The sequence below is a fragment of the Amycolatopsis sp. NPDC051903 genome (assembly GCF_044452505.1).
GTDB lineage: Bacteria > Actinomycetota > Actinomycetes > Mycobacteriales > Pseudonocardiaceae > Amycolatopsis.
This window is the reverse complement of the sequence record NZ_JBITBT010000015.1, coordinates 42,022-62,549: the sequence shown is the minus strand read 5'-3', so window position 1 is coordinate 62,549 and position 20,528 is coordinate 42,022. Positions and strand designations below refer to the sequence as shown.

16 protein-coding genes and 2 pseudogenes are annotated in these 20,528 nt (G+C 69.7%); 3 read left to right on the top strand and 15 right to left on the bottom strand.

Translation table 11 applies throughout. The features are described from left to right. Positions 1 to 10: 10 nt before the first annotated feature. The 7 genes and pseudogenes from asnB to ACIA77_RS27905 form a co-directional block, all read right to left on the bottom strand. Positions 11 to 1,848, bottom strand: a pseudogene (asnB, locus tag ACIA77_RS27935) (asparagine synthase (glutamine-hydrolyzing)). A 177-nt stretch (positions 1,849 to 2,025) separates the two neighbouring features. Beyond that, entirely contained in the window at positions 2,026 to 2,622 is a 597-nt protein-coding gene (locus tag ACIA77_RS27930; protein WP_395888956.1) for a TetR family transcriptional regulator, read from the bottom strand. Positions 2,623 to 2,644: 22 nt separating this feature from the next. Next, positions 2,645 to 3,952: an ABC transporter substrate-binding protein gene (locus ACIA77_RS27925; RefSeq protein WP_395888955.1), complete on the bottom strand. Its 1,308-nt coding sequence runs from the start codon at positions 3,950 to 3,952 to the stop codon at positions 2,645 to 2,647. Continuing rightward, complete coding sequence (locus tag ACIA77_RS27920) at positions 3,949 to 5,022, bottom strand: branched-chain amino acid ABC transporter permease (protein WP_395888954.1); 1,074 nt, start codon at positions 5,020 to 5,022, stop codon at positions 3,949 to 3,951. The genes ACIA77_RS27925 and ACIA77_RS27920 overlap by 4 nt, the downstream gene beginning before the upstream one ends. Continuing rightward, on the bottom strand, positions 5,019 to 5,897 hold the full coding sequence (locus tag ACIA77_RS27915; protein ID WP_395888953.1) for a branched-chain amino acid ABC transporter permease: 879 nt from the start codon (positions 5,895 to 5,897) through the stop codon (positions 5,019 to 5,021). Before ACIA77_RS27915 ends, ACIA77_RS27920 begins: the two co-directional genes overlap by 4 nt. Continuing rightward, complete coding sequence (locus tag ACIA77_RS27910) at positions 5,898 to 6,605, bottom strand: ABC transporter ATP-binding protein (protein ID WP_395888952.1); 708 nt, start codon at positions 6,603 to 6,605, stop codon at positions 5,898 to 5,900. Next, a complete protein-coding gene (locus ACIA77_RS27905; protein ID WP_395888951.1) occupies positions 6,598 to 7,407 on the bottom strand; it encodes an ABC transporter ATP-binding protein in 810 nt (269 codons plus the stop codon). The genes ACIA77_RS27910 and ACIA77_RS27905 overlap by 8 nt, the downstream gene beginning before the upstream one ends. 255 nt (positions 7,408 to 7,662) lie before the next feature. Between ACIA77_RS27905 and ACIA77_RS27900 the strand changes: the two genes are divergently transcribed. Next, positions 7,663 to 9,786, top strand: coding sequence for a DUF6351 family protein (locus tag ACIA77_RS27900; protein WP_395888950.1), 2,124 nt, complete (start codon positions 7,663 to 7,665; stop codon positions 9,784 to 9,786). A 241-nt stretch (positions 9,787 to 10,027) separates the two neighbouring features. On the opposite strand, the gene ACIA77_RS27895 is transcribed toward ACIA77_RS27900, so the two are convergent. Further along, positions 10,028 to 11,563, bottom strand: coding sequence for an alpha/beta hydrolase domain-containing protein (locus ACIA77_RS27895; protein ID WP_395888949.1), 1,536 nt, complete (start codon positions 11,561 to 11,563; stop codon positions 10,028 to 10,030). 269 nt (positions 11,564 to 11,832) lie between these two features. On the opposite strand from ACIA77_RS27895, the gene ACIA77_RS27890 reads away from it, so the two are divergent. Next, positions 11,833 to 13,311 carry an alpha/beta hydrolase gene (locus tag ACIA77_RS27890; RefSeq protein WP_395888948.1) on the top strand — a complete coding sequence of 493 codons (1,479 nt, stop codon included), beginning with the start codon at positions 11,833 to 11,835 and terminating at the stop codon, positions 13,309 to 13,311. On the opposite strand, the gene ACIA77_RS27885 is transcribed toward ACIA77_RS27890, so the two are convergent. From ACIA77_RS27885 to ACIA77_RS27875, 3 genes are all read right to left on the bottom strand, one after another. Next, a complete protein-coding gene (locus ACIA77_RS27885; RefSeq protein ID WP_395888947.1) occupies positions 13,305 to 13,712 on the bottom strand; it encodes a hypothetical protein in 408 nt (135 codons plus the stop codon). The genes ACIA77_RS27890 and ACIA77_RS27885 overlap by 7 nt on opposite strands. Positions 13,713 to 14,801: 1,089 nt before the next feature. Beyond that, positions 14,802 to 16,193: an aspartate aminotransferase family protein gene (locus ACIA77_RS27880; protein ID WP_395888946.1), complete on the bottom strand. Its 1,392-nt coding sequence runs from the start codon at positions 16,191 to 16,193 to the stop codon at positions 14,802 to 14,804. A 176-nt stretch (positions 16,194 to 16,369) separates the two neighbouring features. Next, positions 16,370 to 16,855: an Lrp/AsnC family transcriptional regulator gene (locus tag ACIA77_RS27875; RefSeq protein ID WP_395888945.1), complete on the bottom strand. Its 486-nt coding sequence runs from the start codon at positions 16,853 to 16,855 to the stop codon at positions 16,370 to 16,372. A gap of 176 nt (positions 16,856 to 17,031) precedes the next feature. Between ACIA77_RS27875 and ACIA77_RS27870 the strand changes: the two genes are divergently transcribed. Continuing rightward, positions 17,032 to 18,402, top strand: coding sequence for an APC family permease (locus tag ACIA77_RS27870; protein WP_395888944.1), 1,371 nt, complete (start codon positions 17,032 to 17,034; stop codon positions 18,400 to 18,402). On the opposite strand, the gene ACIA77_RS27865 is transcribed toward ACIA77_RS27870, so the two are convergent. The 4 genes and pseudogenes from ACIA77_RS27865 to ACIA77_RS27850 all read right to left on the bottom strand — a co-directional run. Next, positions 18,383 to 18,562 carry a hypothetical protein gene (locus ACIA77_RS27865; RefSeq protein WP_395888943.1) on the bottom strand — a complete coding sequence of 60 codons (180 nt, stop codon included), beginning with the start codon at positions 18,560 to 18,562 and terminating at the stop codon, positions 18,383 to 18,385. The genes ACIA77_RS27870 and ACIA77_RS27865 overlap by 20 nt on opposite strands. Before the next feature lie 51 nt (positions 18,563 to 18,613). Further along, positions 18,614 to 19,180 carry an SDR family NAD(P)-dependent oxidoreductase gene (locus tag ACIA77_RS27860; RefSeq protein ID WP_395888942.1) on the bottom strand — a complete coding sequence of 189 codons (567 nt, stop codon included), beginning with the start codon at positions 19,178 to 19,180 and terminating at the stop codon, positions 18,614 to 18,616. A gap of 3 nt (positions 19,181 to 19,183) precedes the next feature. Next, a complete protein-coding gene (locus ACIA77_RS27855; protein WP_395888941.1) occupies positions 19,184 to 19,966 on the bottom strand; it encodes an HpcH/HpaI aldolase/citrate lyase family protein in 783 nt (260 codons plus the stop codon). A 20-nt stretch (positions 19,967 to 19,986) separates the two neighbouring features. Further along, positions 19,987 to 20,445 (bottom strand): annotated as a pseudogene (locus ACIA77_RS27850) (phosphate ABC transporter ATP-binding protein); the annotation flags it as partial. Between the last annotated feature and the right edge of the window lie 83 nt (positions 20,446 to 20,528).

The following is a 20,528-nucleotide window of genomic DNA, read 5'->3' as shown; positions in this document are numbered from 1 at the left end:
TCGGTTCGCGTCACCGGACACGCAGCTCCGGTGAGTACAGATCGAACCAGGTCGCGAAGAACAACACACGCTCCAACTGCGGGCGGAGGAACGGAACGGTGTCCTCTCGGGCAAGCAGTTCCGTGAGCGCGCGGCGGTCGACCAAGTCGAACACGCCGTGCGCGGGCGAGGCGAGCAGGTCACCGGCCTGCTCGCGAAGCGCTTCGAGGTACTTCGGGTCCTGCGTGGACGGGTACGGGCTCTTCACCCGCTCGGCCACCGAAGCGGGCAGCACGTCGCGAGCCGCGGCACGCAGCAGGCTCTTCTCGCGGCCGTCGAACGTCTTCGTGGTCCACGGCGTGTTGTAGACGTACTCCACGAGCCGGTGGTCGCAGAACGGCACGCGCACCTCGAGGCCGTTGGCCATGCTGAGCCGGTCCTTGCGGTCGAGCAGGATGCGCACGAACCGCGTGAGGTGCAGGTACCCGATCACGCGCATGCGGCGCTCGTGCTCGGTCTCCCCCGGCCGCGTGCCGGCCTCCGCGACGGCGGCGGAGTAGGAATCGCGCAGGTGCCCGCGAAGATCCAAAGTGGACAGCAAACCGGCGTCGAAGATCCCCGCCACCGAACCCCGGGCCCCGGACGCCAGCCGGCGCGCGAGCCACGGGAAGGTGTCGGCCTGCTGCACCTGCGGGTCGTGGAACCACGCGTACCCGCCGAAGACCTCGTCGGCCGACTCGCCCGAGAGCGCCACGGTCGAGCGTTCGCGGATCGCGCGGAAGAGCAGGTACAGCGAGCCGTCCATGTCGCCGAGGCCGGTGGGCAGGTCGCGGGCGCGCACCACGGCACGGCGCACGGCCGGGTCGGCGAGCTCCGCCGAGTCGAGCACGATGTCCTGGTGCAGCGAGCCGACGTGTTCGTGGACGTCGCGCACGTACGGTGCGTCCGGAGTGGACCGCATCGCATCGGGCACGAAGTTCTCCTCCTGCCCCACGAAGTCCACCGCGAAGCTGCGCACCCGCTCACCCTGATCGGCGAGCTGCTGCGCCGACAGCGCCGTGAGCACGCTGGAGTCGAGGCCGCCGGAGAGCAGCACGCAGCGCGGCACGTCGGCCACGAGCTGGCGCCGCACGATGTCGTCGAGCAGCTCGCGCACGTGGTGCACGGTCACCCGATGTCGTCGGTGTGCTCCACCGGCTCCAGCTGCCAGTAGCGGCGCACCTTGAGCCCGGTGCGGTCGAGCGTCACGACCGTGCCCGGTTCGACCTCGCGCATGCCGGCCCACACGGCCTGGCCCGGGTTCTTGGTGAACACCAGCAGCTCGCGCAGGCCGTCGGCGTCCAGCACGGGCTTCACTTCCGGGTGCGCGAGGATCGCCTTGGGCTCGGAGCCGAACAGCAGCCCGTCGCCGTGGAGCGAGTAGTACAACGGTTTGATGCCCATCCGGTCGCGGATCAGCACCAGGCGCTCCTCGCGCGGGTCCCAGATCGCGAACGCGTACATGCCGTTGAGGCGCTCGGCCAGGCCGGCGCCCCACTCGAGATAACCGCGCAGGACCACTTCGGTGTCGCTGTGCGTGGCGAAGCGGTGTCCGCGCGTCTCCAGTTCCGCGCGCAGTTCGGTGAAGTTGTAGACCTCACCGCTGTAGGTCAGGGCGACGGTGCCGCCGGCGTCGGCCGTCATCGGCTGCCTGCCCAGCTCCAAGTCGATGATGGACAGTCGCCGGTGCCCGAACGCCGCGTGGCGGTCGAGCCAGAGCCCGCTCGCGTCGGGGCCGCGGCACGCCATGGTGGCCGTCATGGCCGCCACCGTTTCGCGTTCAGCCGCCAGGTCGCGGCCGAAGTCCACCCATCCCGTGATCCCGCACATGTCCAGCCCCCGTCGTGCCGTCTCGTCGTGCCAGCAGAGAAACATTCATAGGGAATGAAACTGCCTCGGGGACGTGCGGCGCCACCCGGACGAACCGGACACACCTGCTCCGATCCGGCCGGGCATCCGGCGTTTCCGCTGCTGACCGACCCGCTCAGGCGGCCGTGGTGACCTGCGTCACGACTTGGGGTAGAGGCGACCCATGAGCTCGAGGACCTCCTCGATCATCAGCGTCGCTTTGGCCTTCGTCGGCGCGGCCGCGACCTCGCGGCCGGCCTCCGTGGACATGGCGGTGAGCGAGAGCACCAGCATGTCCGACAACGGCCGGGTGTGGCCGTTGACCAGCGTGGCGTTGGCCGTGAGCCACTCCCGGAACCGCTCGCGCGTCAGCAGGCCGAAGCCCGCCGGTCCGTTGCCCGACAGGAACAGCCGGGCGAGCTTGCGCTCCTGCCAGCACCCGTCGAGGTAGGCGCGCGCTCCGGCGATGTAGAGCCGGAGCGCGTCCTCCTCGCCCTGTGCCAGCGCCGTGCGGAACGCCTTGGCGGACCGGTGCTGCTGGCGGCGGTTGTACTCGGTGTAGAGGGTTATGTACAAATCGGACTTCGCGGCGAAGTGGTGGTACAGACTGCCGATGCTGGCGCCGGCCCGCTCGGCGATCGCGGCCATGCTCGCCTGGTCGTACCCGGCCGCGGTGAACACTTCACCGGCCGCTTCGAGCAGCAGCGCTCGCGTCGCCTGCGCCCGCTTGCTCCCTGTCGCCTCCGTCATGGCCATGGCGTGATTGTGCCGGACGAACTCACGCCGCGGGGATGCCGTTGGCCGGAGCCGCAGGTTGCGGTTGGGTGTAGGCCGTGATCGCGCCGTCACCGTCGTCCGTGGTCAGCGGGGAACCGGACGGCACCTGCTTGCCCGCCTTGACGGTCGCGATCTGCCCGCCGGTGTAGCCGGCGTGTGAATCCTTGCCGTAGCGGAACGGCACGAGGCCGGGTCCCGTCAGGCCGCCCTTCTCGAGCGCGTCGATGACGCCCTGCCGGGTCGGGTTCTGCCCGGCCCGCGCCAGCGCCTGGGTGAAGGTGTACGCGTAGGCCATGGCGTAGTAGACGTTGCCGTCGAAGGGGACGTTCGGGATGTACTGGTCGTGGATCTTCTTGAACAGCGCGGTCCAGGAGTTGCTCGTGTCGTCGAGGGGCGGCAGGTAGGCCGAGGTCACCAAGCCCTCGATGAGGTCCTGGCCCTTCACCGAAGAACCGGCCTGCTTGGCGAAGTTCTCCAGCAGCCCGGACACCGTGATCGGGTCCGCGCCGACGCTGGAGGCCACCAGCGTCGGCGAGTAGCCGAGCTTCAGCGACGTCAGCTTGAACAGCGCGGTGTAGGCCGGGATCGCCTCGAGCACCACGACGTCGGCCTTCGACGCGGCGATCGCCGACACCTGCGCGGCGACGTCGGTGTTGCCCGGCTGGTAGGGCTGGCGCGTGACGACCTGGCTCTGGTCGACGTACTTGTCGAGACCCTTCATGCCGTCGCGGCCGAAGTCGTCGTCCTGGTAGAAGTACGCGACCTTCTTGCCTGCGAAGTTCTTCTTCACGTAGTCACCGAGGATCTTGCCCTCGACCGTGTAGTCCGGCTGCCAGCCGAACGTGTAGGGGTTCTTCTTCGGCTGGTCCCAGCAGGTGCAACCGGACGCGACGAACAGGTCGGGCACGCGCGAGGAGTTCAGGAAGTCGACGACCTTGGTGTGCGTCGGCGTGCCGAGGGAGCCGACGACCGCGAACACCTTGTCCTGCAACACCAGCTGCTTGGTGAGTGTGACGGTCTGGGCCGGGTTGTAGGCGTCGTCGAGGTACTTGAGGGTGATCTTGCGGCCGTTGATGCCGCCGTTCGCGTTGACGTAGTCGAAGAACGCCTTGGCGGCCGGGCCCTGCTCGCTGTAGCCCGGCGCGGCGGTGCCCGTGAGGGGGATCGTGGACCCGATGGTCACGGAGTCGGCGGTGACACCCGGCGTGGCTTCACCGGCGTCGCCGCCCGAAGCGCAAGCAGTGGCGGTGAGCGCGACCACCGCGGTCAGGGCCACCCCGACGGAGGCGGCTCGGCGAACTGTCTTCATCTCGGCTCCTGGTGGTTGTCCGGCTCTTGTGGACGGTTCAGGCGCGCCCTGGCGAGGGCGCCGAGTTTGCGGACCCCGGACTGGATGCCGCCGGGGAACGCGACGATCACCACGATCAGCACCAGCCCGTAGAGCACGAGCGGGATGTTCGCGTAGATCGCCCGCGGGAGGTCGGCCTGCTGCGCGAGGTCGGCCGTCCAGTTGGGCAGCAGCGTCACGAGCACCGCGCCGTAGACCGCGCCGGCGAGGCTGCCGAGCCCGCCGAGCACAGCCGCGGTGAGCAGGGACAGCGACAGGCTGAGCGTGAACGCGCCGGGCGCGGCCAGGCTGTTGACGATCGCGAAGAGCCCGCCCGCCAGGCCCGCGAACGCCGCGCTGATGCCGAACGTGACGATCTGCGTGCGCGCGACGTGCACACCTGAGAGCGCTGCCGCCTGCTCGTCTTCGCGCACCAGCCGCATGTCGCGCCCGATCTTGCTGCGCGTGAGGTTGGCGAGCAGGAACAACGTGAGCACCAGGCAGAACCCGCAGATCCAGGCCTGCCAGCGTTCGAGCGGGAACGTCTCGCCGAGCGACAGCGGCGGCGGCTCGGAGGTGACGATGAGGCCGTTGGCGCCGCCGAGCACGTCGCGCAGCGCGTGGTAGTCGGCCAGCGAAGGCAGGCCGACGGCGAGCGCCAGCGTCGCTCCCGCCAGGTACGGACCGCGCAGCCGCGCCGCGGCCACGCCGACGAGCGAGCCCAGCGCTCCGCCGACGACCACCGAACCGAGCAGCACGAGCGGCAGCGACCACTCGAGGTGTTCCAGCAGCAGCGCCGTGGTGTAGGCGCCGACGGCGACGAACGCGCCGTGGCCGAGGGAGATCTGGCCGGACAGTCCGGAGAGGACGGTCAGGCCCGCGGTCGCGATGGCGGTGTAGCAGATCTGGGCCAGCTGCAGGTTCGCGAACGAGTCGAGCGAGGTCGAGACGAAGTACAGCACCACCAGGCCGACCACTGCCCACGTGAGGTGGCGGACCACGGTGGACCGGCGCCAGAAGCGCACGGGCGCGGCTGCGGCGAGCGCGGTCATACCCGGCGTCCCTTCGTCGAACCGAACAGGCCCTGCGGCCGCACCATGAGCACTCCGATGAGGACGACGAGCGAGGCGAACGTGACGATGTCGGACCCGAGGTACCCGGCGACGTAACTGAGCACCACGCCGAGCGCGAGCCCGCCGACGACCGCGCCGGGCGGGCTGTCGAGCCCACCGATCACGGCCGCCGTGAAGCCGAACACGAGCACCGCGTCGAAGGCCGTCGGGCTGACGAACGTGCTGGGCGCGATGAGCACACCCGCGAGCGCGCCGACCGCGGCGGCCAGCGCCCACCCGACCGTGAGCATCCGCCCGACGCGCACTCCCAGCAGCCGCGCCACTTCCGGCGCGAACGCCGACGCCCGCATCCGCAAGCCCAGCGAGGTCTTGCGGAACACCAGCGCGAGCCCGGCCATCACGGCGAGCACCACGAGCACGATCCACAGGTCGTTGGGCGCGAACAGCAACTGCCGGCCGCCCGCCTTGAACCCGGCGATGCCGAACGCCGGCGGGTAGGAGCGCGGTGTGCCGCCGAACAGCATTCCAGCCACGCCCTGCAGCAGCACGAGCAGGCCGAAGGTGACCACGACGGCGTCGAGCGGCGGCCGTTTCTCCACCGGCCGCACCAGCACCCGTTCCACGACGGCGCCGAGCACGAGTCCACTGAGGATGGCCACGAGCAGTGCGAGCCAATACGAGCCGCCGTGCGAGACGATCGTGTACGCGATGAACGTGGTGATCATCAGCATGCCGCCCTGCGCGAAGTTCACGATGCGCGTGGAGCGCCAGATCAGCACGAGCGCCAGCGCCACGGCCGCGTACACGGCCCCGCTGGTGAGCCCGGCGAGCGTGAGGTCGAGGAAGCGGCCCATTCACACCTCCAGGTAGGCGCGGCGCACGCGGTCGTCGGCCGCGAGGGTGTCGGCGGTGTCGTCGGCGACCTTGCGGCCGAGGTGCAGGACGACGGCGCGGTCGGCGACCGAGAGCGCGGTCGCCGCGTTCTGCTCCACCAGCAGCAGCGTGAGCCCGCTCTCCTCGCGCAAAGTGCGCAGCACGGCCACGATCCGGGCCGAGACGCGTGGCGCGAGGCCCAGTGACGGTTCGTCGAGCAGGAGCAGCTCGGGCCGGCTCATCAGCGCGCGGCCGATCGCGAGCATCTGCCGCTCACCGCCGGAAAGCGCTTCCGCTCGTTGGTAACGGCGCTCGGCCAGCGGCGGGAACAGGTCGTACACCTCGCCGGTGCCGGTGCGCAGCCAGCGCCGGTCACGCCGCCACAGGCCGCCGAGGCGCAGGTTCTCCTCCACGGTCAGCTCGGCGATCACGCCGCGGCCCTCGGGCACGTGCGCGACGCCGAGGCGCACGAGGTCCTCCGGGGAAAGCCGGCTGATGTCGTGGCCGTCGAGCTGCACGGCACCGTCGCGCGGGCGGTGCAGGCCCGAGAGCGCGCGCAGCAACGTGGTCTTGCCCGCACCGTTGGCCCCGAGCACCGCGGTGATCGAACCCCGCCCGACGAACAGGTCCACGTGGTCCAGCGCCCGCACCGGACCGTAGTCGACAACCAGCCCGCTGACGTCAAGCATGCGCCCCGCCTTCTCCCGCCACGGCCGCCACGGGGTCACCCAGGTAGGCCCGCTGCACCTGCGGGTCAGCACGCACCTGCGCCGGTGTGCCGCGTGCGATGACCTCGCCGAAGTCGAGCACCACGAGGCGGTCGCACAGGTTCATCACGAAGTCCATGTGGTGTTCCACGAGCATCACGGTGGTGTCGGGCACCAGACCGCGCACGAGGTCGGCGAGCTCGCCGACCTCACTCGCCGACAGGCCGGCGGCGGGTTCGTCGAGCATCAGCAGCCGGGGTTCGCTCACCAGGGCGCGCGCGAGAGCGACGCGTTTGCGCACGCCGTAGGGCAATCCGGCGCAGGTCCGGTTCGCGTCGTCCTCGATCCCCAGTTCGCGCAGCACTTCCCGGGCCCGGGCAGCGAGCTCGCGTTCGTCGCGATCGGCCCACGGTGACGCGAGCAGCGCGCCGACGAAGCCGGTGCGCGAGCGGTGCGTGGCGCCCGCGACCACGTTGTCCAGCACCGTCAATCCGGCGAAGAGACCCAAGCCCTGCAACGTGCGGGCGATGCCGTGCCGGGTGAGCTGCTCGGGACGGGGGCGCGAGAGCTCCCGGCCGCCGAAGGTGATCGTGCCGGCGTCGGGCCGGACGAACCCGCAGATCGTGTTGAACAGCGTGGTCTTCCCCGCGCCGTTCGGGCCGATCACACCGAGCACGGAACCGGCGCGCACCTCCAGCGAAACCCGCCTGAGCACCTCGAGCCCGCCGAAGGAGACGTTGAGCCCCTCCGCCCGCAGCAGGACAGGATCCTCGACCACGCTCACCCCCACCGCCTCGTTGCAGTGACACCGGCAAAGCAGAATCCGATTCGGACGCGACGAACAGTACAGACAGATCCCGGTGTTGCCCAGACCTGTTACCGGGCTGAGTTCTCGGTGACCTCACGGTGATCCGGAGAACCATGATCAACGCCGCCGATTCGTTGATCAACCGAATGTTGTTCTGCCTGAGGAACGCGTGCTATACCCGGCTCTTGCGTGGCACCGCACCGAGCGGTGCCGTGAGCAACGAGGTGCGAAGTGAAGAACCGTACTTGGCGCTCGACCACGGTGCTGGCCGCATTGGCCGTACCAATCCTCCTCACCGGCGCGGCGACCTCGGCCGTCGCGGCACCCGCCCACCAGCAGTCGCGGCTGGGCATCACGACCGTCTCGAACCCCCGGCCCGATCTGGTCAGCGGAGGCCAGGTCCTGGTCAGAGTCACCCCGCCGGACGCGAGAACCGCGCGTGACGTGCGGGTTTCCGCGGGCGGGCAGGACATCACGCAAGCGTTCCACAGCGAGCCCGACGGCAGCCTGCTCGGGCTGGTCAGCGGGCTGCGCACCGGCTCGACCGAGCTGGTCGCCACGGCCGGTCACGGCGCCCGCGCGAGCGTGCGCGTCGTGAACCACGCGATCACCGGCCCGGTGTTCTCCGGGCAGCAGCAGAAGCCGTTCTACTGCGAGACGACGGCGTTCGGACTGCCGCCGGCGACCATGCCGCTGTGCAGCGCGCCGACGCAGGTTACCTACCAGTACAAGAACACCGCGGGGAAGTTCGCCGCGCTGGCCGACCCGGCGAGCCGTCCAGCCGACCTCGCGTCGGCGACCGTCGGCGGCCGCAGCGTGCCCTACGTCGTGCGAGTGGAGCGCGGGACGATCGACCGCGCGGTGTACGAGATCGCGGCGCTGGCGGACGGACCGGCCACGCCGTCGCCGTTCACCGCGACGCCGGGCTGGAACGGCAAGCTGGTCTACACCTTCGGCGGCGGCTGCAACTCCGGCTACCACCAGGGCGCGGGCACCGGCGGTGTGCTCAACGACCTGTTCCTGGGCCAGGGGTACGCGGTCGCGTCGTCGAGCCTGAACGTGCTGGACAACAACTGCAGCCCCATCATCTCGGCCGAGGCCGCGATGATGGTGAAGGAGCACTTCGTCGAGACCTACGGCCCGGTGCAGCACACCATCGGCTGGGGCGGCTCCGGCGGCGCGATCCAGCAGTACGACATCGCGGAGAACTACCCCGGCATCGTCGACGGCATCATCCCCGGGGTGTCCTTTCCGGACCCGATCACCACGGCCGGTCCGGTGGCGGACTGCCGCCTTTTGAACCGCTACTTCACGAACACTTCGTTCACGGACGCGCAGAAGCTCGCGGTCGCGGGCTGGAACGCGTACGACACGTGCGTTTCGTGGGACCTGACGTTCGCCAGCCGCGCGACTGCCACGGACAGCTGCAACTCGGCGATCCCGGTGGCCGTCCGGTGGGATCCGGTGACGAACCCGCACGGCGTCATCTGCAACTCGAACGAGCAGTTCGCGAACCAGCTCGGGCGCGACCCGAAGACGGGGTTCGTGCGCAACACGCTGGACAACGTCGGTGTGCAGTACGGGCTGAAGGCGTTGCAGGCCGGGCAGATCTCGGCCGAGCAGTTCGTTTCGCTGAACGCTTCGATCGGCGGACTGGACTACACCGGCAAGCCCGCGGCGGCGCGCAGTGCGGCGGACCCGAAGGCGCTGGACGCGTTGTACCGCGACGACATCTTCAACTCGGCCTCGCAGGGCCTGGCGTCGACGCCGATCATCGACCAGCGCACGGATCTGGACTTCGCCGGCGCGGGCAACGACATCCACACGTCGGAGTGGTCGTTCGTGGTGCGGCAGCGGTTGTTGCAGGCCAACGGGACCGCGGCCAACCAGGTGATCATCGCGAACCACGCGACGGCGGCGGAGCAGGCGGCCGCGAGCGCGTACGAGCTGGCTGCGATGGACCGGTGGCTGACGGCGATCGACCGGGATCGGTCCGGACGTGGTGCGGCGGCGAAGGTGATCGCCAACCGGCCGCGCGATCTGTCGGACGGGTGTTACCTCTCGGCTTCGAAGCGGGTGCAGGAGAAGCTGACGGATCCGTCGTCGGGGCAGTGTGGGGCGTTGTACCCCGTGGCGTCGAACACGCGGATGGCCGCTGGGGAGGGGTTGGCGATGGATGTGGTGAAGTGCCGGTTGAAGCCGGTGGATTTTGAGGATTACCCGGTTCGGTTTTCTGCGGAGGAGAAGGCGGAGTTGAAGAAGGCGTTTCCGGAGGGGGTTTGTGATTATCGGAAGGATGGGGTTGGGGAGAGGGTTGCTGCTGGGGTTTGGCGGGATTATGGGGATCGGGCCTAGGGCCGCGTAGGCAGCGTGACGGGGGGGGAGCTGCGTGGCGTAGGGAGAGTTGCGTGGCGTAAGCGTTGGGTTGCGGGCGCCCCCGAAGGTTGATTGTGACTACGGCCGGTGAGCCCTTGTCAAGACGAAAAGCGTGTCTTGACAAGGGCTCGCCGGCCGTGTTTTGGCTTCGGATCGAGGGGCTGGGAGGGGTGTGGGTGCGCAGCCCTCTTCGTAGATCGGCTTCGGTGTCGTCGGTTTTCTAGAAGAGCTTGCGTTTGTTGGCTTGCGTGATCAGTGTCTTGCCGTCTTCGGGGAGGAGGAAGTGCTGGCCCTCCAGGCGGCGGACCGAGTCGGCGACCTGCCGGCGGTAGTCGTTGGTGTTGTAGTAGAGGTCTTTCAGCTGTGCGGTGGTGAAGTCGCGGTGGGTGCCGTAGAGGACGCAGAAGGAGCTGAGGGGGTTGTCGAGGCTCGCGGGGGAGTTGATGCCGTCGTTGAGGCCGACCGGGACGTCGACGTCGGGCAGGCGGATGCCGCCCTGGGCGAGGCCGAGGGGGTCGCGCGCGAGGGTCGCCGGCGGGCCCGGGTCGATGATCGCGAGGGGCTCCGCGCGCCGGGGCGGGGTGCCGCGGCTGACCCACTTGTCGAGGGCGTCGTAGGCGGCGTGGAAGACCGTCCAGGACTCGACCTGGCTGGGGCCGGGGTTGGTGCAGTCGAACGGCGCCTGCTCACCGAACTCGCGCGTTTGGATGGCGCCGAGCGTGGTGCGGAAGTCGTCCGGGTCCGTGCCCGTGGAGTACGCGGGGACGTGGGAACCGCCGGCGATCTCCCACGTGCGCAGGAAATCGGTGTCCGGGACGCGCTGGGCCGGGACACCGGCGCCGCGGTAGACGTCGTTTTCGGTGAAGACGCGGATGGCCTTGGTGCCGACGCCCGCGCGCGGCGGCAGGTTGCCGTCGGACAGGGCGAACAGGAAACCGTCGTAGACGTGGCGCAGGGGCTGGATCGTGTTGTAGTAGACGCCCAGGTAGCGGCCGGACTGCGACGCGCCGCCCGCGTAGACGCGGGCGATCCCGAGGTCCGCCAACGGGTTCTGCTTGCCGCGGCCCTTCAGCAGCTGCGCGATCTGCGTGTAGATGTCGAACGACTGCGAGTCGTCGAGCACGGTGCCGCCGTTGGTCACGTCGAGCGAGCCGTAGCGCTGCGGGCTCCATTCGGTGAGGCCGAGGCCGGCCGTCCCGCCCGAGGTGGCGCCGTTGACGCCGACGTGCTGCACCGAGGCGCCCACCCACGTCCAGCCGTTGCGGACGTAGTAGTCGGCGCTCGTGCCCCACTCGGTGTCGATGTCGTGCCCGGCGGTCACGTTCTGCCAGTCGACCACCGCGACACCGGCCGACTTGGCCGGCTTCACCGGGCGGCGCACCACGATGCGCGTGGTGTAGGGCGTGGTGCCGAGAGGCCTGGCCGCCTGCTTCTGCTCGTCGACGGTCGGGTTCGGGTTGTACCGCGTGGCGGTGCCCGAGATGAAGAACTCCTCCTCCTCGTAACCGGCCTTCTCCAGGTCGAACGGCGTGGAGTAGAAGACGTAGTCGTGGGACGGGTCGCCGGGCTCGGCGTGCGACGGGACGGGACCGGTGATCGTCGCCGGCCCGTTCCCGGGCGACGTCGTGGGCGGCGCGGCGGGCGCCCGGGTCGCAGCCGACGCCGGGGCGAGCGCGGGCGTCGCGGCCAGCAGCAGGGTAAGGGGTGCCAGGAGGACGGTGGTGCGCAGTCTTCGTTGAGCGCGGTTTCCGGACATGTACTTCCCTTCACGAGGGGTGACAGCCTGTTTCCGGCGCGGCCAGTGAACGCTCGCTTAGTAAGCATTGTCAAGAATCTGATTCGGTTCTGACTCGTCGCGCTCACTGGATTAGCCCGGACGTACGACAGCGTTGACCGAATGTTATTCGGGTTGGTGCAGGTCCACTTGGGACGTCGCCACACCCTCACCCGATCGGATCGGTGATCTTCTGGCAAGATCCCCGGGCACGTGGTTGATCTTCACCCGCCGGCGAAAGGTGCGGTTCCATGGGCCTGGGCAGGAAACTGACCGTCGTCGCGGCGGTAGTCCCCACACTCGCGGCCTTGCTCGCCGCGCCGGCCAGCGCCGCGGGCATCGACTGGAAGCCGTGCCCGAACGTGGCCGGCGTCGACTGCGGCACGGTCACCGTCCCGATCGACTGGGCCAACCCCGGTGGCGGCACGATCCGGCTCGCGCTCGCCCGGCGCAAGGCCACCGATCCCGCGCACCGCATCGGTTCCGTCCTCATGGACCCCGGCGGGCCGGGCGGCGAGGGCGCGTCAGAGGTGCAGAACGGGTGGTCGTTGTCGCCCGCCATCACGGCGCGGTTCGACACGGTCGGCTTCGACCCGCGCGGCGTCGGCCAGAGCAACCCGGTGCGGTGCGGGCTCGACGCCGTGACCGCGCCCGAGCACCAGCTGCCCCAGGATCCCGGCGAGTTCCGGGAGCTCGCCGCGCGCAACCGGGCGCTGGCCGACAGCTGCGCGAAGTCCACCGGGCCGTTGGCGGACCACGTCGACACCGCCAGCGTGGCCCGCGACATCGACGCGATCCGCGCCGCGCTGGGCGAAAGCAAGCTGACGTACTACGGCACTTCGTACGGCACGCTGATGGGCCAGGAGTACGCCGAGCAGTACCCGGATCGCGTGCGCGCGCTCGTGCTGGACGGGACGATGGACCACTCCCTGCGCAGCACGTGGGAGTTCCTCAGCTCGCAGACGCGGGCGACGCAGGAGATGTTCGACCAGTTCGCGCACTGGTGCGCCACGACTTCGTCGTGCGCGCTGCACGGCCAGGACGTGCGCGCGCTGATGGCCTCGCTGTACTCGCGCGCCGAACACGGGCAGCTCGGGACGCCGGACGACTCGTTGGACCCCGTGGCTTTCCTGGACCTGGTGACGCGCAACTTCTACGGGCCGTCGTGGAACCAGCTGGCGACGAGCCTGGTCAGCCTGCGCGACGGCAAGCCCGAGGAGTCCGCGTACGGCGACATCACCGTGCCCACGTCGTTCGCCAGCGTCTTCTGCTCCGACTGGCACCTGCCGATCAGCGGGTTCGGCGAGCTGCAGACGTTCCGGCACTCGCTCGCGGCGATCGCGCCGGACGTGCGGTTCTCGCCCCTGGCGTGGAAGTCGGCCACCGGCTGCGTCGGCTGGCCCGGCGCCGTCCGCGACCCGCAGCGCCGGCCCGGCTTCCTCGGCCAGGTCCCCGTGCTGCTGCTCAACAGCCGCTACGACCCGGCGACGCCGTACGAATGGGCCCAGCACGTGTCCCGCCAGACCGGCGCGCGCCTGCTCACCTACGACGGCGCGGGGCACGGCGCGTACTTCAAGAACAGCCCGTGCGTGGTGTCCACAACGGACCGGTTCCTGATCGACGGAACGCTGCCCGAGCGCGGCATGCACTGCGCCGCCGTCGCTCCGTCCGAGGCGCGGACCGGGGGCCTCTCCCTGTTCGCGACAGGCCCCCGGGTTGCGCGTCAGTAGTCGTCGCGCCCGGTGAACTGCTGCTCAAGGAGCTCCGCCGACCCGGCGACGAGCTCGAGCGGATCCGTGAACTCGTTGATGTCCAGGTTCACCAGCGGCAGGGAATGCCGCAGCACCAGGTGCTCCCCCATCACCACGATCCCCCCGACGACGAGCGTGTGCCCCACCTCGGTGAGCACCTCGAGCAACTCCACCTCGTGCACACGGGCGAACGGGGTCGCGATCTGCACCCAGTCCTCGCGCTTGTCGAACACCTCCCGGGCGATCACCACCACCTGCGCGCGCCCCCGCGTCTCCGCATCGTCCCCGAACGCCATCCGGATGCGCACCTCATCGGGCTCCTCGCGGATCACGTCGTACTCGTGCCTGATGAACGCGACCAAATCGGCCCATTCCGCCACGCGGCTTCCTCCTGTGTCGTTGGTGGACAAGGGGAAGAGTAAGGGAAGGGGAGGGGGTGAGCTTGACGGGTCGGGAATGTCTTGTTTGGGAAGTTTTCGGTGTCGTGAGTGGAGGGGTTGGGGTGATTTGAACGGAAGATGGCGGGGTGGATCGGGTGGTATCGGCCCCGATCGCGGCCAACGTCGCCGGGCCGGACCTCTGTGCGGGCCGTTTGGAGTCGGAACACCGCAGTGCGGGGGCCGGCTGGCATCTGTCCAGTCGCGGCCAAACTCGCCAAACCGACGCTTTGTGCGACTCCTCTTTGAACGGGAACACCGCCACTGGCGACCAAGCACCATCCACCCAACTGCCGCCGGCCCTCGCCCACCCGACGCTTTGTGCGACTCCTCGTTAAACCGGAACACCGCCACTGGCGACCAACCGCCATCCACCCAACTGCCGCCGGCCCTCGCCCACTCAACCCTCTGCGCGACCCCTCGTTAAACCGGAACACCGCACTGGCAACCAACCACCATCTACCAGACGCCGCCGACCCTCGCCCACTCAACCCTCTGCGCGACCCCTCGTTAAACCGGAACACCGCCACTGGCGACCGACCACCATCTCCCCAATGGTCACCGATGCTGGGACGAACGAGAACGACCAACCCCCGCCCTGCTCCCCGATACGAAGCCAGAACGCGGTTCGGGGCCTCTTGTCAAGGTACGCTTTCCCGCCTTGACAAGAGGCCCCGAACCGTAGTCACAATTGGGCTTCGGGGAGCTTCTCGTGAGCTTTTTCGCCGTAGGCGATATCTTTTCGCCGTAGGCGGATTCTTTCACCCCCAGGGCGCCACCCCGAAGAAACCGCCCTTCGGGCGAAAAGACCCCATGAGAACGGCACCCCGTCAGCCAATCGTTCTACGGTACTCACTTTGTGTCAAGGCTGGAAAGAGTACCTTGACACAAAGTGAGTACCGTAGAGGAGGCTGAGGATCGGGGGCGGGGGAGGTGTGGGTGGTTCTCATTCCGTTGTTTCGTTGCCGTGGCGTATTTATTGGCAATGCGACGAAAAGACAGGGAAGCTCACCACCGCCTACCCCTGGACTTCTACAAAAGCTTCCAAGCCTCCGTGAGAGTCTCCCGGAGGATGCTCTCCATCTCGTCGAACTCCTTCTGGCCGCAGATCAGTGGCGGTGAGAGCTGGATGACCGGCTCCGCGCGGTCGTCGGCCCGGCAGTACAGCCCTGCCTCGAACAGAGCATCCGAGAGGTAGCCGCGCAGGACGCGTTCGGACTCCTCCGCGGTGAAGGTTTCCTTTGTCGCTTTGTCCTTCACCAGTTCGATGCCGTAGAAGAAGCCTGCGCCGCGGACGTCGCCGACCAGGGGGAGGTCCAGGAGGCGGTTCAGGGTGTTGCGGAAGGCTGACTCGTTGGTGAGGACGTGGTCGTAGAGGCCTTCGCGGTCGATGAGGTCCAGGTTGGCGAGGGCGACGGCGCAGGAGACGGGGTGGCCGCCGTAGGTGGAGCCGTGCATGAAGGTCGTGGGGCCGGTGGCGAAGGGCGCCGTGAGGCGGTCGGTGGCGAGGACGGCGCCGAGGGGGGCGTAGCCGGAGGTGAGGCCCTTGGCGGTGGTGATGATGTCGGGCTGGTAGCCGTAGCGCTTCGCGGCGAAGTCGTGGCCGAGGCGGCCGAAGGCGCAGATGACTTCGTCGGAGACGAGGAGCACGTCGTGGCGGTCGCAGATTTCGCGGACGCGCGCGAAGTAGCCCGGGGGCGGGACGAAGCAGCCGCCGGTGTTCTGCACGGGCTCCAGGAACACGGCGGCGACGGTGTCGGCGCCTTCGAATTCGATGGCCTGCTCGATCTGGTCGGCGGCCCACCGGCCGTAGGCCTCGTAGTCGTCGGCGTGCTCGGGGGCGCGGTAGAAGTTGGTGTTGGGGACGCGCAGCGTGCTGGGCACCAGCGGTTCGAAATCGGCCTTGGCGCCGGGGATGCCGGTGATCGACAGGGCACCCTGGGAGGTGCCGTGGTACGCGAGGGCGCGGCTGATGACCTTGTGCTTGGTGGGCTTGCCGACGAGTTTGAAGTACTGCTTCGCCAGCTTCCACGCCGTCTCCACGGACTCGCCGCCGCTGACGGTGAAGAAGACGCGGTTGAGGTCGCCAGGGGCGGCGGCCGTGAGGCGCTCCGCCAACTCGATCGCCGGCGGATGGGCGTGGCCCCACAGCGGGAAGTACGCGAGCTGCTTCGTCTGGCGCGCGGCGGCTTCCGCGAGCTCGTCGCGGCCGTGGCCGACCTGCACGGCGAAGAGGCCGGCGAGGCCGTCGAGGTAACGCTTGCCGCGGGCGTCCCAGACGTAGGCGCCCTCACCCCGGACGATCACGGGGACCTCGGCGGTCTCGAAGCCCGAGTGGCGCGTGAAGTGCAGCCACAGGTTGTCGCGGGCGGCCGCGGCGAGGCCGGTCGCGTCGGCGGCGGTGGGTTCGGCGGTGGTGGTCATGGCTCCTCGAAACGGGACCTCGAAGTGCCGGTGCGCGGGGCGGCGCGCGCCGGCCGGACACCCCGGTTATCGCACGAGCCCACGACAGAGTGCAAGTGGATCAGTCGCCTCAAACCAGGGAGGCGACTAATTCTCGACCAATCGGTGAGCAATACCTTCGGATTTAGTCGTCGCCCTCAGCGGGCGCCCCACTGGTACGACTGCTTCCGCAGCTTGAGGTAGACGAGCGTCTCCGCGGTGCGCACGCCGGGCAGCGTCCGGATGCGGTTGGAGATCAGGTCGAGCAGCGCTTCGTCGTCGCGGCAGACGGCTTCGCAGAGCACGTCGAAGCGGCCGGCGCACAACACGACGTAGTCGATCTCGGCCATTTCGGCGAGCGCGTCGGCGACCGGCTCGAGTGGACCGTCCACAGTGATCGCCACCATCGCCTGACGGAAAAGCCCCACCTGCAACGGATCCGAGACCGCGACGATCTGGATCACGCCCGAATCGGACAGCCGCTGCACCCGCTGGCGCACCGCCGCCTCCGAGAGCCCGACGGCCTTGCCGATCGTCGCGTACGCGCGGCGCCCGTCCTCCTGCAGCTGCGCGATGATCTTCTTCGAGATGTCGTCGAGCACCGGCGGCGCCGGCCGGTTCGGGTTCGCTTCCTGGCTGCTCACCACGGGATCATCCCCGACCCGCCCGACACCCGGCAAGCCAGCCGACCGGTCACTGAAAGCGACCGTCCACAGTGTGACCGGCAACGGATTTAGTCGTCTTTGTGGCGTTGACAACACTGAATCAGTGCTGTTCCATCCCCCGAAACATCGCGCCGCCGACGGAGGGACATCGCCTCATGCCCCCTAACCCGGCTCCTGCCGACACCGCCACCACCACTGGTTCGCCGAAGCCGCGCACGCTCACGCGCTCCATCGGCGTCGCCGGCGGCACGCTGCTCACGCTGAGCTGCGTGACGCCCGCGTCGTCGCTGTTCGTCCTCGTTCCCCCGCTCTTCGCCGATCTCGGCACGGGCACCGCGCTCGCCATCGCGCTGGCCGTGCTGCTGTGCGTCGGCATCGCCTTCTGCTACTCGGAACTCGGCACGCTCGTGCCCAGCGCGGGTGGCGAGTACGCCATGGTCACCACGGTCCTCAACCGCTTCGCCGGCTGGATCACGTTCGTGCTGTCGTTCATCGTGATCCTGGTCGTGCCCCCGATCATCGCGATCGGGGTCGCCGATTACCTCGCCCCGATCGTGCACCTCGACCCTTCGGTCGCGGGCGCGGCCGTGATGCTCGCGTCCACCGTGCTGGGCCTGGCGAACCTGCGCTCCAACGCCTGGCTGACGGGGGTGTTCCTGGCCATCGAGATCGTCGCCGTCGTGGTGGTGTCCGTGCTCGGGTTCGCGCACGCGGGGCGCTCCCCCGTCGTGCTCGTGCGCCCGAGCCTCGACGGCGTCAGCGGAGTCGGGCTGGTGGCGGTGATCGCCGGGCTGGCCGTCGCGCTCTTCGTCGTCCAAGGGTTTTCGACGGCCGTGTACCTCGCGGAGGAGATGCGCGAACCGCACCGGACGGTGTCGCGCACGGTCCTGTGGACGCTCGGCATCAGCGGCCTCGTGATCCTGGTGCCGGTCGTCGCTCTCACCCTCGGCGACCCGGGTTCCCTGACCGACGTCGACATCACCGCGCTCGTCGTCGGCTGGAGCGGCTCGACGCTCGGCACGGTCATCAGCCTCTGCATCGCCGCGGCGATCGTGAACGCGGTGATCGTGATGGTCATCCAGAACTCGCGCGTGCTGTACGCCTCGGGCCGCGACCGCGCCTGGCCGGACCCGGTCAACCGCGCCCTGAGCGTCGTCGGTGCCCGCTTCGGTTCCCCGTGGGTCGCGACGCTCGTGGTCGGCCTGTCGGAAGCCGTGCTGTGCTTCGTCCCGGTCGACACCCTCAGCGGTGTCACGGGCGTCGCCGTGGTCGCCCTGTACTTGGCCATCGCGATCACCGTGCTCGCGGCGCGCCGCCCCGCCCACCGCGGCCCGCGCGTCTGGCGCATGCCGGGCTGGCCCGTGGTGCCGGTGGTCGTGGTGCTGGCGCTGGCCTACGTGCTGGTCGAGCAGACGGCCCTGGACCTCGGCATCACCGCCGCCGTGCTGGTGGTGTCGGGCGCGTACTGGTTCTGCTACCTGCGGCGCCGGACGGATCGGTGGCTGATCACCGTTCCGGGAGATTGAGGAGCTCCGCGGTGCGGACCCACAGGCCGCGGGCGAGTTCGTCGTCCGCGGCCGGTCCGGCCGGTGCCTTCGGGACGCCGCGTTCGAAGTACGCGCCGTTCGGCAGGTCCGCCGCGGTCGCCGGCTGGACCAAGCGCTGCGCGGCCTGTTCCGCAGTCACGGTGAACCGGCGGCCGATCGGCGAGCGCACCGCCCACGCCGAAAACCCGCCCTAGCGGAAGAAGTCGCCGGCCACCGTGCCCGGGTGGAACGACGCGGCGCTGACCGGCAGCCGTCGCGCGAGTTCACGCGCGAACAGCAGATTGGCGAGCTTCGTGGTCGCGTAGCGGCGCAAGGAGTTGTACCGCGTGCGAGCGCCGTCGAGGTCGGTGAGATCGAGGCGGCCGTAGCCGTGGGCCCGGCTGCTGGTGACCACGACGCGGGCGCCGTCGAGCGACTCGGCGAGCAGGTGCGTGAGCAGGAACGGCGCGAAGTGGTTGACCTGCATGGTGAGCTCGTGGCCGTCGACGGTGGTCGTGCGCTCGCGGAACTGGCCGCCCGCGTTGTGGGCGAGCACGTCGATCTTCGGGTACCGCGACCGCAGCGCTTCGGCGAGCGCGCGGACGTCGTCCAGTTGGGCGAAGTCGGCGGTGAACGGTTCGCCGACGCCGTCGGCGACGGCCGCGGTCTTCTCCGGCGAGCGGCCGACCACGGCCACGCGGTCGCCCAGCGCGGCGAACCGGCGCGCGGCCGCGGCGCCTATCCCGGAGCTGGCACCGGTGATCACGACGGTGCGCACGGCTCACTCCGCCAGGAGGCGGCGGGCGAGTTCGAGCCGGGGACGGTCGATCATCTGGCCGTCCACCCGAACCGCCGCGCCCTCGCTCGAGCCGGCGGCCTCGACGACGCTGCGGGCCCACGCGAGCTCTTCGGCCGAGGGCGCGAAAGCTTCCCGGACCGCAGCGACTTGCTTGGGGTGCAAGCACAACTTGCCCCCGAAGCCGAGGTTGCGGGACAGCCGCGCGGCCGTTGCCGCGGCGGCCGGATCGTCGAGGTCGGTGGTGACGCCGTCGAGCGGAGCGGGCAGGTCCGCGGCACGCGAAGCGATCACCAGCCGGGAACGGGCGTAGAGCAGCTCACGCTCGTCCGGGCCCGTCGCGGTGACGGCGGCGTCGAGACCGAAGTCGACGTTGCCGAACACCAGACGGGCCGCGACCGAGGCGATGGCGTCGGCGTCGCGGATACCGCGAGCGGTCTCGATCAGAGCCCACACCGGCACCTCGCCGAGGGCCGAAGCCGTCGCGGCGACGGCGTCCGGCGACGCCTTGGGCAGGACCACCGCGAGCACCCCCGGCAGACCGCGCAGCGCGGCCAGATCGGCGGCGTGCCACGGGGTATCGGCCGCGTTCACGCGGACCACGGCCGGTTCCGAGCGCACCCAACCCACGACGGCGTCGCGCGCCGCGGACTTCGCGTCCGGGGCGACGGCGTCCTCGAGGTCGCACAGCACGGCGTCGGCGCCGCTGGCCGCGGCCTTGGCGAAGCGGTCCGGGCGGTTGCCCGGCACGAACAGCAGAGTTCTCACACCGGCCAGGATGGCACGGGTCAGCCGAAGCGGCCGTGCACGTAGTCGGCGGTGCGCGCGTCCGACGGCGAGTCGAACATCACCGCGGTCGGCCCGGCCTCCACGATGCCGCCCGGCGCACCCTCCTCCGCGAGGAAGAACGCGCACTGCGCCGAAACCCGCGCGGCCTGCTGCATGTTGTGCGTGACGATCACGATGGTGACCTCGCCGCTGAGGTCCTCGATCGTCTGCTCGATGCGGCGCGTCGACGTCGGGTCCAGCGCCGAGCACGGTTCGTCCATCAGCAGGGCCTTCGGCCGCACGGCCAGGGCGCGGGCGATGCACAAGCGCTGCTGCTGCCCACCGGAGAGGGCGCCGCCGGGCTGGCGGAGGCGGTCGCGGACCTCTTTCCACAGCCCGGCCTTGATGAGACACTCCGCCACGAGATCGTCCTTTTCGGACGAACGCACCTTGGTGCCGGTGAGCTTCAGCCCCGGCAGGCGCTTTACGTGCTCCTTTGGCCGGGCGGCTTCGCGTTCGATCAAGGCGGGCGGAAGTTCGTACGCCGCACGACATCGCGGTT

What these genes read in the sequence shown, in the direction of transcription:
- ACIA77_RS27930 (WP_395888956.1), bottom strand. Translation starts at nt 2,622, where the DNA reads ATGGCCATGACGGAGGCGACAGGGAGCAAGCGGGCGCAGGCGACGCGA.
- ACIA77_RS27925 (WP_395888955.1), bottom strand. Translation starts at nt 3,952, where the DNA reads ATGAAGACAGTTCGCCGAGCCGCCTCCGTCGGGGTGGCCCTGACCGCG.
- ACIA77_RS27920 (WP_395888954.1), bottom strand. Translation starts at nt 5,022, where the DNA reads ATGACCGCGCTCGCCGCAGCCGCGCCCGTGCGCTTCTGGCGCCGGTCC.
- ACIA77_RS27915 (WP_395888953.1), bottom strand. Translation starts at nt 5,897, where the DNA reads ATGGGCCGCTTCCTCGACCTCACGCTCGCCGGGCTCACCAGCGGGGCC.
- ACIA77_RS27910 (WP_395888952.1), bottom strand. Translation starts at nt 6,605, where the DNA reads ATGCTTGACGTCAGCGGGCTGGTTGTCGACTACGGTCCGGTGCGGGCG.
- ACIA77_RS27895 (WP_395888949.1), bottom strand. Translation starts at nt 11,563, where the DNA reads ATGTCCGGAAACCGCGCTCAACGAAGACTGCGCACCACCGTCCTCCTG.
- ACIA77_RS27890 (WP_395888948.1), top strand. Translation starts at nt 11,833, where the DNA reads ATGGGCCTGGGCAGGAAACTGACCGTCGTCGCGGCGGTAGTCCCCACA.
- ACIA77_RS27880 (WP_395888946.1), bottom strand. Translation starts at nt 16,193, where the DNA reads ATGACCACCACCGCCGAACCCACCGCCGCCGACGCGACCGGCCTCGCC.
- ACIA77_RS27870 (WP_395888944.1), top strand. Translation starts at nt 17,032, where the DNA reads ATGCCCCCTAACCCGGCTCCTGCCGACACCGCCACCACCACTGGTTCG.